General features: G+C 74.7%; 11 protein-coding genes. 6 read left to right on the forward strand and 5 right to left on the reverse strand.

Annotation, left to right across the window (positions count from 1 at the left end; translation table 11 throughout):
- Positions 1-23 precede the first annotated feature (23 nt).
- Complete coding sequence (locus tag ACIBTU_RS22685) at positions 24-905, forward strand: NAD(P)-dependent oxidoreductase (protein WP_399128155.1); 882 nt, start codon at positions 24-26, stop codon at positions 903-905.
- A gap of 175 nt (positions 906-1,080) precedes the next feature.
- On the opposite strand, the gene ACIBTU_RS22690 is transcribed toward ACIBTU_RS22685, so the two are convergent.
- On the reverse strand, positions 1,081-1,488 hold the full coding sequence (locus ACIBTU_RS22690; RefSeq protein ID WP_399128156.1) for a CoA-binding protein: 408 nt from the start codon (positions 1,486-1,488) through the stop codon (positions 1,081-1,083).
- A gap of 92 nt (positions 1,489-1,580) precedes the next feature.
- Here ACIBTU_RS22690 and ACIBTU_RS22695 point away from each other — a divergent pair, with 92 nt between their 5' ends.
- From ACIBTU_RS22695 to ACIBTU_RS22705, 3 genes are all read left to right on the forward strand, one after another.
- Positions 1,581-2,201, forward strand: a complete 621-nt coding sequence (locus tag ACIBTU_RS22695) for a YigZ family protein (protein WP_399128157.1) — start codon at positions 1,581-1,583, stop codon at positions 2,199-2,201.
- 117 nt (positions 2,202-2,318) lie between these two features.
- Positions 2,319-3,482, forward strand: a complete 1,164-nt coding sequence (locus ACIBTU_RS22700) for an exonuclease SbcCD subunit D (protein ID WP_399128158.1) — start codon at positions 2,319-2,321, stop codon at positions 3,480-3,482.
- Entirely contained in the window at positions 3,479-6,520 is a 3,042-nt protein-coding gene (locus ACIBTU_RS22705) for an AAA family ATPase (protein WP_399128159.1), read from the forward strand. The genes ACIBTU_RS22700 and ACIBTU_RS22705 overlap by 4 nt, the downstream gene beginning before the upstream one ends.
- Before the next feature lie 57 nt (positions 6,521-6,577).
- Here ACIBTU_RS22705 and ACIBTU_RS22710 read toward each other — a convergent pair whose 3' ends face one another.
- Positions 6,578-7,057, reverse strand: a complete 480-nt coding sequence (locus ACIBTU_RS22710) for an Lrp/AsnC family transcriptional regulator (RefSeq protein WP_399128160.1) — start codon at positions 7,055-7,057, stop codon at positions 6,578-6,580.
- A 154-nt stretch (positions 7,058-7,211) separates the two neighbouring features.
- On the opposite strand from ACIBTU_RS22710, the gene ACIBTU_RS22715 reads away from it, so the two are divergent.
- Complete coding sequence (locus ACIBTU_RS22715) at positions 7,212-7,691, forward strand: rhodanese-like domain-containing protein (protein WP_399128161.1); 480 nt, start codon at positions 7,212-7,214, stop codon at positions 7,689-7,691.
- 22 nt (positions 7,692-7,713) lie between these two features.
- On the opposite strand, the gene ACIBTU_RS22720 is transcribed toward ACIBTU_RS22715, so the two are convergent.
- Positions 7,714-8,511 (reverse strand): ATP-grasp domain-containing protein, encoded by a 798-nt coding sequence (locus ACIBTU_RS22720; protein WP_399128162.1) that lies wholly within the window; start codon positions 8,509-8,511, stop codon positions 7,714-7,716.
- A gap of 116 nt (positions 8,512-8,627) precedes the next feature.
- Here ACIBTU_RS22720 and ACIBTU_RS22725 point away from each other — a divergent pair, with 116 nt between their 5' ends.
- A complete protein-coding gene (locus ACIBTU_RS22725; protein ID WP_399128163.1) occupies positions 8,628-9,470 on the forward strand; it encodes an SDR family oxidoreductase in 843 nt (280 codons plus the stop codon).
- A gap of 39 nt (positions 9,471-9,509) precedes the next feature.
- Here the strand turns inward: ACIBTU_RS22725 and ACIBTU_RS22730 are convergent, their stop codons facing one another.
- Positions 9,510-11,216 carry a DUF885 domain-containing protein gene (locus ACIBTU_RS22730; RefSeq protein ID WP_399128164.1) on the reverse strand — a complete coding sequence of 569 codons (1,707 nt, stop codon included), beginning with the start codon at positions 11,214-11,216 and terminating at the stop codon, positions 9,510-9,512.
- A gap of 19 nt (positions 11,217-11,235) precedes the next feature.
- Positions 11,236-11,760 (reverse strand): Lrp/AsnC family transcriptional regulator, encoded by a 525-nt coding sequence (locus ACIBTU_RS22735; protein ID WP_399128165.1) that lies wholly within the window; start codon positions 11,758-11,760, stop codon positions 11,236-11,238.
- Positions 11,761-11,782 lie beyond the last annotated feature (22 nt).

Genomic DNA, 11,782 nt, shown 5'->3' on the forward strand with positions numbered 1-11,782 from the left:
AGAGTTGAGGGAGAGTCGACGACATGACAGAGCAGCTGACCGTCGGTGTTCTCGGCACCGGCATCATGGGCGCCGCCATGGCCCGCAACATCGCGCGCGCCGGACACACCGTCCGCGCCTGGAACCGCAGCCGCGCCAAGGCCGAGCCGCTCGCCGCCGACGGCGTCCAGGTCAGCGACACCCCGGCCGAGGCCGTCGCCGACGCCGACGTCGTCCTCACGATGCTCTACGACGGACCCGCCGCGCTCGACGTCATGCGGCAGGCCGCGGCGGGGCTGAAGCCGGGTGCGGCCTGGCTGCAGTCGACGACGGCCGGGATCGACGGTGTCGCCGCGCTGGCCGACTTCGCCGCCGAGCACGGCCTCGTCTTCTTCGACACCCCGGTCCTCGGCACCCGCCAGCCCGCCGAGGCCGGCCAGCTCCTCGTCCTTGCGGCCGGGCCCGCCGACCGGCGCGACGCCGTCGCCCCGGTCCTCGAAGCCGTCGGGTCCCGCACCGTGTGGATCGGCGAGGACGGCGGCGCGGGCGGCGCCACCCGGCTCAAGCTCGTCGCCAACAGCTGGGTGCTCGCCGCGACCAACGCGGTGGGGGAGGCCCTGGCCCTCTCCAAGGCGCTCGGCGTCGACCCGCAGTCCTTCCTCGACGCCATCGCGGGCGGCGGGCTCGACATGCCGTACCTGCACGCCAAGTCGGCGATGATCCTGGAGGACCGGCTGACCCCGGCCCAGTTCGCGGTGGACACCGCGGCGAAGGACGCGCGGCTCATCGCCGAGGCCGGGCGGGCGCACGGTGTCCGTCTGGACGTGGCGGAGGCGGCGGCGGCCCGCTTCAGCCGCGCGGCGGAGCAGGGCCACGGCCACGAGGACATGGCCGCCGCGTATTTCGCCTCTTTCGACACGCCCTGAGCCGGGCTGCGGCATCGCTGCCGCCTAGGGGCAGAGGGGCGTCGTCAGGTGTCGCCCGGTGGGGCTTCTCGCGCCCCTGCGACGGAGTCGCTGATCGGGTACAGCCCCGCGCCCCTGAAGGCACGCTCCGCGTACCCCAGGGGCCGGACGGTCGCGCCCCAGGGGCTGGCCGGGGTCAGGGCAGTCGGGGGATCTCGATCGCGGGGCAGCGGTCCATCACCATCTCCAGGCCCTCCCCGCGCGTCCGCGCATGCGCCTCCTCGTCGACCACCCCGAGCTGGAACCACACCGCCTTCGCCCCGATCGTCACCGCCTCGTCCGCCACCGGACCGGCCAGCTCGCTGTTCACGAAGACGTCCACCACGTCCACCGGGAACGGGATGTCGGCGAGCGAGGCGTACCCCCGCTCCCCGTGCACCGTCTCGGCCTTCGGATGGACGGGGACGATCCGCTTGCCGAACTGCTGCAGGACCCGCGCGACGCCGTACGCGGCCCGCGACCGGTTCGAGGAGAGCCCCACCACGGCCCAGGTGTCCCCGGTACCGGTGAGGATCTTGCGGACGGTCTCCTGGTCGCCGTACATCGGCGCCTCCAAGCATGGTCGGGCGGAAGGCTGACCTCGGGCTAACCACCCGCGCCGCCCGCCGATTCCGCGCGGGCGCATAGGCTGGCCGGATGCAGGACGAGTACCGCACGGTGGCCCACGAGGGCGTGCACGAGACAGAGATCAACCGCTCCCGGTTCCTGTGCGCGCTCGCGCCCGCCGCCACCGAGGAGGAGGCCCAGGCCTTCGTCGCCCGCATCCGCAAGGAGCACCCGACCGCCACCCACAACTGCTACGCGTACGTCATCGGCGCCGACGCCTCCGTACAGAAGGCCAGCGACGACGGCGAGCCCGGCGGCACCGCGGGCGTCCCGATGCTGCAGATGCTCACCCGCCGCGAGATGCGGTACGTCGTCGCTGTCGTGACGCGCTACTACGGAGGCGTGAAACTCGGCGCGGGCGGCCTCATCCGCGCCTACGGAGGCGCGGTCGGCGAGGCGCTCGACACGCTCGGCACCGTCACCCGCCGCCGCTACCGGCTCGCCACGGTCACCGTCGACCACGCGCGCGCGGGCAAGATGGAGAACGACCTGCGCTCCACCGGGCGCAGCGTGCGCGACGTCCACTACGGGGAGAACGTCGCCATCGAGATCGGGCTCCCCGAGTCGGACCTCGAGAGGTTCCGGGCGTGGCTCGCGGACGTGTCGGCGGGGGAGGCCGGGTTCGAGCTCGGCGGCGAGGCCTACGGATAGCGAAGGCCGGCGCCGGCGCCGAGCCGGTGTGAGGCCTGTCACCCGCGAGCCGGGGGAGCCGGGGCGGCCCCGGTGTTTCTGCCGTGCTGTCAGACCCAGCGGTTAGCCTCGTGTGTCATGAGGCTGCTGCACACGTCCGACTGGCATCTTGGCCGCGCGTTCCACCGCGTGAGCATGCTCGACGCCCAGTCCGCGTTCATAGGCCACCTCGTCGAGACCGTGCGCGAGCGGGAGGTCGACGCGGTGGTCGTGTCGGGCGACGTGTACGACCGGGCGGTGCCCCCGCTGTCCGCCGTCGAGCTGTACGACGACGCCCTGCACCGCCTCGCCGACCTCGGCGTGCCCACGGTGATGATCTCCGGGAACCACGACTCGGCCCGCCGCCTCGGCGTCGGCGCCGGGCTCCTCGGCCGCGCCGGCATCCACCTCCGTACGGCGGCGAGCCGAGTCGCCGAGCCCGTCGTACTGAGCGACGCGCACGGCGACGTCGCCTTCTACGGACTGCCCTACCTGGAGCCCGCCCTCGTCAAGGCCGAGTTCGGGGTCGAGCGCGCCGGGCACGAGCAGGTGCTCGGGGCCGCCATGGAGCGGGTGCGCGCCGACCTCGCCGCGCGTGCCCCCGGCACCCGGTCCGTGGTCCTCGCCCACGCCTTCGTCACCGGCGGCGCCCCCAGCGACAGCGAGCGGGACATCACCGTCGGCGGCGTCGCGGCCGTCCCCGCGGGCGTCTTCGACGGGGTCGACTACGTGGCCCTCGGCCATCTGCACGGCAGCCAGACCCTCACCGAGCGCGTCCGCTACTCGGGCTCCCCGCTGCCCTACTCCTTCTCCGAGGCCGACCACCGCAAGAGCATGTGGCTCGTCGACCTGGACGCCGAGGGCGCCGTCACCGCAGAGCGGATCGACTGCCCGGTGCCCCGGCCGCTCGCCCGGATCCGCGGCGACCTGGACGACCTCCTCGCCGACCCGGACCTCACCGTCCACGAGGAGTCCTGGGTCGAGGCCACCCTCACCGACGAGGTGCGGCCCGACGACCCCATGGCCCGCCTCACCGACCGTTTCCCGCACACCCTCAGCCTGCTGTTCGACCCGCGCCGCACCGACGCGCGCCCCGAGGCCAGCTACGCGGAGCGCCTCAGCGGGCGCGACGACCACGAGATCGCGGAGGACTTCGTGACCCATGTCCGCGGCGCCGGGCCCGACCCGGAAGAGCGCGCCGTGCTGCGCGCCGCCTTCGACGCCGTACGGACCGACGACGTGGTGCGCGAGGTCGCCCGGTGAGACTGCACACCCTGAAGATCACCGCGTTCGGCCCCTTCGGCGGCACGCAGGAGATCGACTTCGACGCGCTGTCCTCCGCCGGACTCTTCCTGCTGCACGGCCCGACCGGCGCCGGCAAGACCTCCGTCCTCGACGCGGTCTGCTACGCGCTGTACGGGTCGGTCCCCGGCGCCCGGCAGAACGGCGGCTCCCAGGGCCAGCACCTGCGCAGCGACCACGCCGAGCCCGGTGTGCGCACCGAGGTCGTCCTCGATCTGACCGTCGCGGGCCGCCGACTGGAGCTCACCCGCCAGCCCCCGTACGCGCGCCCCAAGAAGCGCGGCACCGGCTTCACCACGGAGAAGGCACAGAGCTGGCTGCGTGAGCACGACGCCGAGGCCGCCGGCTGGAAGGACCTCAGCCGCTCCCACCAGGAGATCGGCGAGGAGATCACCCAGCTGCTCGGCATGAGCAAGGACCAGTTCTGCCAGGTCGTGCTGCTGCCGCAGGGCGACTTCGCGCGGTTCCTGCGCGCCGACGCGGAGGCCCGCGGCAAGCTCCTCGGCCGGCTCTTCGACACGCACCGGTTCGCCGCCGTCGAGCAGCGGCTCGCCGAGGACCGGCGCGCCGCCGAGAAGCAGGTCAAGGCGGGCGACACCGAGCTCCTCGCCGACGCGCACCGCATGCAGCAGGCCGCGGGCGACACCGCCGAACTCGAGCCCGCCGACGCCGAGCCGGGCGAGCCGGGTCTCGCCGACGCCGTGCTGACCTGGGCCGCCGTCGCCCGGAGCGGCGCCCGTGAGCGCTTCACCCACGCCCATCTCGCCCTGGGCGCCGCCGACTCCGCCCGCAAGGCCGCGCAGGACGCCCTCGCCGCCGAGCAGGACACGGCCCGGCTCCAGCGGCGCTTCGCCGAGGCACGCGCGCGTGCCGCCGCGCTCGACGAGCGCGCCGACGAGCACCTCGCCCTCCAGCAGCGCATGGACCGCGGCCGCAAGGCCGAGACCGTCGCCCCCGCGCTCGCCCTGCGCGACGCGGCCGACACCGAGCACCGCACGGCCCTGCGCGAAGAGGCAAGCACCCGTGCCGCGCTGGCCGCCGCCCCCGAGCTCAGCGCCTGCGCCCCGGGCGGGCACCTCGCCGACGACGCGGGCCCCGGCGCCCTCGCCGAGGCCGCCCGGCGCCTCGCCCACGAGCTCGGCGGACTCGACGCCGCCCGCCGCGCCGAGCAGCGCCTGACCCGCATCGCCGACGACCGCGCCCGGCTCGACCGCGAGGAGCGCGCCGACGCCGAGCTGCTCACCGAGACCGACGGCTGGCTCGATGCCTGGGACACCCGCAGGGCCGGACTCCAGGCCCGGGTCGAGCGCGCCCAGGAGGCGGCGACCCACGCCGAGCACCTCGCCGGACAGCTCGAACCGGTACGGCAGCGGGCCGCGGCCGCCGTCGAGCGGGACCGCCTGGCCGAGCGGGCCGGCACGGCGCAGGAGGCGACCCTGCGCGCCCGCGAGGACGCCGCCACCGCGCACGAGCACTGGCTCGGGCTCAAGGAGCGGCGGCTGCGCGGCGTCGCCGCCGAGCTCGCCGAGGCCCTCGTCAGCGGCGAACCCTGCGCCGTCTGCGGCTCCGTCGAGCACCCGGCGCCGAGCGCCAGATCCGAGGGACACGTGGACCAGGCGGCCGAGGAGCGCGCGCTCGCCGCCCACCGCACGGCCGAGGACCACCGGGCCGACACCGAGCGGCGACTCGCCCGCGTCCGAGAGGATCTGGCCGCGGCGAAGGCGGCGGCCGGTGACGCACCGGCCGGTCAACTCGCCGACGCGGCACGGGAACTGGAGGCGCGACACGCCGAGGCCCGCGCCGAGGCGTCCACCCTGCGCGCCGCCCGCGAGACGCTCGACCACGCCGAGCGCGAGCACGGCCGCAGGACCGCCGCCCGCCAGGAGGCCGCCACCCGCACCGCGAGCCGGGCCTCCCTGCGCGAGGCACTCGACAGTGAACGGGACGGCCTGGTCGGGGAGTTGGAGCAGGCCCGCGGCGGCGCCGCGAGCGTCGAGGTGCGCGCCGCACAGCTGGAGCGGCTCGTCACCCTGCTGGACACCGCCGCCGACGCCGCCCGGGCCGTCGAGGACACCGCGCAGCGCCTCAAGGACGCCGACGCGCGACTCGCCGACGCCGCCTTCCGCGCCGGGTTCGACACGCCGGAGGCCGCGGCGGGCGCGCTGCTCGACGACGCCGCCCACCGGGAGCTCCAGCACCGGCTCGACGCACGGCAGGCCGAGGAGGCCGCCGTGCGCGCGGTCCTCGCCGAGGAGGACACCGCGGCCGCCGCCCACCGGCCTGCCGCCGACGTCGCCGCCGCACGGGCCGTCGCCGACGCCGCCGACACCCGGGTGCGCGTCGCCGCCTCCGCACGCGACGCCGCCGCCCGCCGCTGCGACGCGCTCGACCGGCTGTCCCGCAGCGCGGCCAAGGAGGCCCGCCGGCTCGGCCCGCTGCGCGCCACGTACAACCGGATCGCCCGGCTCGCCTCCCTCGCCGCCGGCACCTCGGCGGACAACGAGCGCAAGATGCGCCTGGAGTCCTACGTCCTGGCCGCGCGCCTCGAGCAGGTCGCGGCCGCCGCGACGGCACGCCTGCGCCGCATGTCGTCCGGCCGCTACACGCTCGTCCACTCCGACTCGCTGTCCGGACGCGGCCGTTCGGGCCTCGGGCTGCACGTGGTCGACGCGTGGACCGGCCGGGAGCGGGACACGGCCACGCTGTCCGGCGGCGAGACGTTCTTCGCGTCGCTCGCGCTCGCGCTCGGCCTCGCGGACGTCGTCACCGACGAGGCGGGCGGGGTCCGGCTCGACACCCTGTTCATCGACGAGGGCTTCGGCAGCCTCGACGACCAGACCCTCGACGAGGTCCTGGACGTCCTGGACACGCTGCGCGAGCGGGACCGCAGCGTCGGCATCGTCAGCCACGTCGGCGACCTGCGGCGCCGGGTGCACGCCCAACTGGAGGTCGTGAAGGGGCGGGAGGGGTCCGAGGTGCGCCAGCGCGGCGGGGTCTGAGGGTCTGCTGTGCCCCGCCGCGGCGGGGTCCGAAGGCGGGCCGCAGGGATGTGGGGCTCAGTGACCGATCGGGCGGCGCGGCAGCGGTGACGAGTACACGACGCTCGTCGTCACCGACCCCAGCGCGCCGAGCTTGCCCGACACCTCCTCCAGGTGCCCCATGGAGCGCGCCGCGACCTTGATGACGAAGCAGTCGTCGCCGGTCACGTGGTGTGCCTCCAGGATCTCCGGGGTCACCGCGACCAGATCGTGGAACGGCTTGTAGTTCCCGTTCGGGTACCGCAGCCGGACGAACGCCAGGATCGGCAGCCCGAGCCGCTCCGGCACGACCACCGCCGTGTACCCGGCGATCACCCCGGCCTCCTCCAGCCGGCGTACCCGCTCGGTCACCGCGCTCGCGGACATCGACACGGCGCGCGCCAGCTCGGCGTAGCTCGCGCGGCCCTCGCGCTGCAGGGCCTCCAGAATGCGCCAGTCGGTGGCGTCGGGCGTGTGCACGGACCCGGTCTGGGCTGCGGTTGTGGAATCAGCGGTCATGTTCGAGGAATAGCAGGAGAATCCCCGGCCGATCAAGAGATGTGCCGGGGATCGCCCCTTCAAGGAAGGTGATCACCGGCCGTAGATTTCCAGTGTCTTCAGATGCCGGGGCGGTCGCCGAGCGCGGGCCGTCCCCCGTCCCAGGAGTTGCGCCATGACCACGACGACCAGCGCCCACCCCGTCCTGCGGGTGGCCCCCGCCTCGCCCGCCGCGGCGGCCGCCTACTTCGGCGTGAGCCTCGCCTTCCACGCCGACGTGACCGACGTCGCCGCCGCGCTCGCCCTGCCCGAGGGCCCCGGTTTCGTCCTGCTCGACTCCCGCTCCACGGCCTCCTGGGACCAGGGCCACGTCCCCGGCGCCCTCCACCTGCCCACGGCCCGGATCCCCGAGCAGGCCGAAGAGCTCCTCGACCGGTCGGTCCCCGTCGTCGTGTACTGCTGGGGCCCGGCGTGCAACGGCGCGACCCGCGCCGCCCTCGCCCTCGCCGAACTCGGCTTCCAGGTCAAGGAGATGCTCGGCGGCTTCGAGTACTGGGTCCGCGAGGGCTTCGCCTACGAGACCTGGGAGGGCCCCGCGCAGAAGGCCGCGGACCCGCTCACCTCGCCCGTCGACGCGGAGGACTGCGGCTGCTGAACCCGGCGGCTGCCCGGCCCCGTCACACCCGGTGCGGGGTCGCCCGCAGGAACGGGACGTCGCGGGTTCTGACGGCGCCGGCCGGGGCCGCCGCGCGCAGCACCACGTCGAGGGCGCCGTCCGGGTCGCAGGCGTAATGCCCGCTGGCCCAGGCCGCGTTGGCCTCGACGACCGCCCAGTCGCCGCCCGGCGCGAGCCGTCCCACGTCCACGACGATCGCGCTCGGCAGCTCCTCGGCGGGCAGCCGCGCGGCGAACTCCAGCACCTCGTCGCGCAGCGGGTCGGCGCCGTCCAGCGGCGCCACGTCGAGGGCGCCCCGGCGCGCGTAACGGCTCCCGGAGCGTACGGCGCCGTCGAGCAGGAACAGCCGGTACTCGACCTCGAACGCCACGATGTCGCTGACCAGCACGGGAGTGGCGTCGTCCACCGCGTCCGGGCCGGGCAGGCGGCTGCCGTCCGGGTAGACGCGGGCCGGGAAACTCTTGTCGTTGGGCGGCTTCACGAACGCCGGGCGACGCAGCCGACGGGCCTCGGCGACGGTCGTCAACTCCACGTCCCGCCTCGCGAGTTCGACCGGAAGTCCCGCCAGCCACCCCGGCGCCGCCTCCAGCAGCCCGACCCCGAGCTCCCGCCCCACCGCGTCCGCGAACAATGGCCCCGCGTACAGCGAGGCCCCCGGCGCCCCGAGCCACTCCGAGGGCGTGCGCCAGTCCCCGTACGTCTCCACGGCGATGCCGCGCCGGCGTGCGGCGGCGGCCAGCGCGTGACCGGTGGCGGTGACGCGAGGAGAGAGGAAGAGCGTGCGGGGCGCGGTGTTCATGGGGTCGAGGATGTGGCCGCGGGCGCCTGAACGCCACGCAATTTCGCGGGCCGTGCGGCCGGCTCGGGGCGTAAACGTCGTGCGAGCGGCGCGGTGTCTTGGCATCATCGGCGCCCATGCCGAGACTTCCCGCTCCCACCCCGGAAGAACTCCGTCGAGACCCGCTGCCCCTGCGCGGCCGTACCGCCCTGGTCACCGGGGCCAGCCGGCGGGGCGGGATCGGGTGTGCCGTGGCGCGGCGGCTCGCCGCGTACGGGGCCGCCGTCTATCTGCACCATCACGTACCGCACGACGAGGCGATGCCCTGGGGCGCCGACCGGCCCGAGGAGGTGGCCGACGCCGTGCGCGCGGCGCGGGGTGAGCCGGACGCCGTCGTCGCGCACGGACCCGCCGATCTCGGCGAACCCGACGCCCCGGCCCGGCTGATCGACGACGCCGCGCGGGCGCTCGGCGGCCGGCTCGACATCCTGATCGCCAACCACGCCCTCAGCGGCAGCGACGGCACCCTCGACACGATCGACGCCGCGATGCTCGACGCGCACTGGGCCGTCGACGCACGCTCCGTCGTCCTGCTCGTCCAGGCCTTCGCCCGGCACCGCCCGGTCGGACCCGGAGGCCGCGTCGTCATGATGACCTCGGGACAGGACATCGCCGACGGCATGCCCGGCGAGATCGCGTACGCCCTCCAGAAGGGCGCGCTCGCCTCGGCCACCCGCTCCCTCGCGACCGCCCTCGCCGACCGGGGGATCACGGTCAACACGGTCAACCCCGGCCCCGTCGACACCGATTACCTCGACGGCGACGCGTACGAAGCGATCGCCGGACTGTTCCCCGCCGGGCGCTGGGGGATGCCCGACGACCCGGCCCGGCTGATCTCCTGGCTGGCGACCGACGAGGCCGCGTGGATCACCGGGCAGGTCATCGACTCCGAGGGCGGCTTCCGGCGGACCGGGGGCTGAGGCCCGTACGGGATCCCGGTCCGCCGGAGGCAGGCCCGGCTAGAGCTTGGACAGCTCGTCCACCAGGTCGTCCAGGCCCAGCGAACCCTGCGAAAGGGCCGCCATGTGCCAGGCCTTCGCGTCGAACGCGTCGCCGTGCGCCGCCTGCGCGTTGGCCCGGCCGAGCAGCCACGCCCGCTCGCCCAGCTTGTAACCGATCGCCTGGCCCGGGATCGACAGATAGCGGGTCAGCTCGCTCTCCACGAAGTCCGCCGGCCGGCTGCTGTGCGACCCGAAGAACTCCTGCGCCAGCTCCGGCGTCCACCGCTCGCCCGGGTGGAACGGCGAGTCAGCCGGGATCTCCAGCTCCAGGTGCATGCCGATGTCGACGATGACCCGCGCCGCGCGCATCATCTGCGCGTCGAGATAGCCGAGGCGCGTCTCCGCGTCCTTGAGGAAGCCCAGCTCGTCCATCAGACGCTCCGCGTACAGCGCCCAGCCCTCCGCGTTCGCCGAGACCCCGCCCAGCGTCGCCTGGTAGCGCGACAGGTCACCGGCCACGTGCGCCCACTGCGCGAGCTGCAGGTGATGCCCTGGGACACCCTCGTGGTACCAGGTCGACACCAGGTCGTACACGGGGAAACGGGTCTGGCCCATCGTCGGCAGCCAGGTGCGCCCGGGCCGCGAGAAGTCCTCCGACGGCGCCGTGTAGTAGGGGGCCGCAGCGCTGCCGGGCGGCGCGATGCGGGACTCCACCTTCCGTACCCGCTCCGCCAGTTCGAAGTGCGTGCCGTCGAGCGCGGCGATGGCCTCGTCCATCAGGTTCTGCAGCCAGTCGCGGACCTCGTCGACCCCCTCGATGTGCCGCCCGTGCTCGTCGAGGTGCGCGAGCGCCACCCACGGCGTCTCGGCGCCGGGCAGGATCTTCTCCGCCTCCGCCCGCATCTCGCCGAGCAGCCGGTGGAACTCGCTCCACCCGTACGCGTAGGCCTCGTCCAGGTCGAGATCCGTGCCGTTGTAATAGCGCGACCAGCGCGCGTACCGCTCGCGGCCCACCGCGTTCGGCGCGCCCTCGATCGCCGGGGCGTACACGTCCCGCATCCAGTCGCGCAGCGCGACCGTCGCGGCATCCGCCGCGCGCGCCGCCTCGGTCAGCTCGCCGCGCAGCGCCTCGGGCCCCGTGACCGTGAACTCCTCGAACCAGCCCCGCCCCTGCGCCTCGCCCGCCCACTCGGTGAGCTGCTCGACGAAGGTGGCGGCGGGCCGCGGCGGACCGTACAGCTTCCGCTCGAGCCCCGCCTCCAGCGTCTCCCGGTACCCGGCGAACGCGGCCGGGACCGCGCGCAGCCGCTCGGCGATCGCCGCCCAGTCCTCGTCGGTCTCGGTCGGGGTGATGGTGAACACCTCGCGCACATTGTGCACCGGGCCGCCCAGGTTGGTGACGACGCGCAGGTGCTCCTCCGCGTCGTGCACGGCCAGTTCGGCCGTCAGGCGCTCGCGCAGCAGCCGGGCGCAGCGGCGCTCGACGTCGCTGTCGGCGCCGGGCCTGCGCTCGGCCTCGTCGAGCCGGGCGAGCGTGTCCCGCGCCTGCGCCGCGACCGCGTCGAGCCCGGCGGGCGACAGATCGGGCAACTTGCCGTGGGAGGCGCGGTCGCCGAGATACGTACCGGTGAGCGGGTCGAGGGCGACCACGGCGTCGACATGGGCGTCGGCGACCTGACGGGGCAGCGGGCCGGGGGACAGCTGGGTGCTCGAGGTGTCTGACATGCGGACATCCTCGTACGAGTCAGGGGGCGCCGTCACCATGATTCGCTGTGGGCGTGCCGGGCGCGGCCGGGGTCCCGGCCGGAAGCAGCGGTCCGCACTCCCACTGCTGGAAGATCAGCCGCGTCTCGACCCGCGCCACCTCCCGGTGCGCCGTGAACTCGTCGAGCACGAGCCGCTGCAGATCGGCCATGTCCCGCACCGCGACCTGCACCAAGTAGTCGTCGGGGCCGGTCAGATGGAAGACGGTGCGTGCCTCGGGCAGTGCCCGGATCCGCTCGACGAACGGGCCCACCAGCTCCCGCCGGTGCGGGCGCACCTGCACGGACAGCAGCGCCTGCAGCCCGCGCCCCAGCTTGGCCGGATCGAGCCGCAGCACATGTCCGAGGATCACCCCCGAGCGCCGCAGCCGCGCCACCCGGTCGAGACAGGTCGACGGAGCGACCCCGACCTGCGCGGCGAGGTCCCGGTACGTGGTGCGGGCGTCGTTCTGCAACAGCCGCAGAATCTCCAGATCAACCGGATCCAGTACGACAGAATCAGCCATTCGTCGAACGTAGCACGGAAGA

The sequence above is a fragment of the Streptomyces sp. NPDC050145 genome (assembly GCF_044460245.1).
GTDB lineage: Bacteria > Actinomycetota > Actinomycetes > Streptomycetales > Streptomycetaceae > Streptomyces.

Excerpts from the sequence above, each read along its gene's own strand:
- ACIBTU_RS22685 (WP_399128155.1), top strand. The coding sequence starts at position 24 with ATGACAGAGCAGCTGACCGTCGGTGTTCTCGGCACCGGCATCATGGGC.
- ACIBTU_RS22690 (WP_399128156.1), bottom strand. The coding sequence starts at position 1,488 with ATGTACGGCGACCAGGAGACCGTCCGCAAGATCCTCACCGGTACCGGG.
- ACIBTU_RS22695 (WP_399128157.1), top strand. The coding sequence starts at position 1,581 with ATGCAGGACGAGTACCGCACGGTGGCCCACGAGGGCGTGCACGAGACA.
- ACIBTU_RS22700 (WP_399128158.1), top strand. The coding sequence starts at position 2,319 with ATGAGGCTGCTGCACACGTCCGACTGGCATCTTGGCCGCGCGTTCCAC.
- ACIBTU_RS22710 (WP_399128160.1), bottom strand. The coding sequence starts at position 7,057 with ATGACCGCTGATTCCACAACCGCAGCCCAGACCGGGTCCGTGCACACG.
- ACIBTU_RS22715 (WP_399128161.1), top strand. The coding sequence starts at position 7,212 with ATGACCACGACGACCAGCGCCCACCCCGTCCTGCGGGTGGCCCCCGCC.
- ACIBTU_RS22720 (WP_399128162.1), bottom strand. The coding sequence starts at position 8,511 with ATGAACACCGCGCCCCGCACGCTCTTCCTCTCTCCTCGCGTCACCGCC.
- ACIBTU_RS22725 (WP_399128163.1), top strand. The coding sequence starts at position 8,628 with ATGCCGAGACTTCCCGCTCCCACCCCGGAAGAACTCCGTCGAGACCCG.
- ACIBTU_RS22730 (WP_399128164.1), bottom strand. The coding sequence starts at position 11,216 with ATGTCAGACACCTCGAGCACCCAGCTGTCCCCCGGCCCGCTGCCCCGT.
- ACIBTU_RS22735 (WP_399128165.1), bottom strand. The coding sequence starts at position 11,760 with ATGGCTGATTCTGTCGTACTGGATCCGGTTGATCTGGAGATTCTGCGG.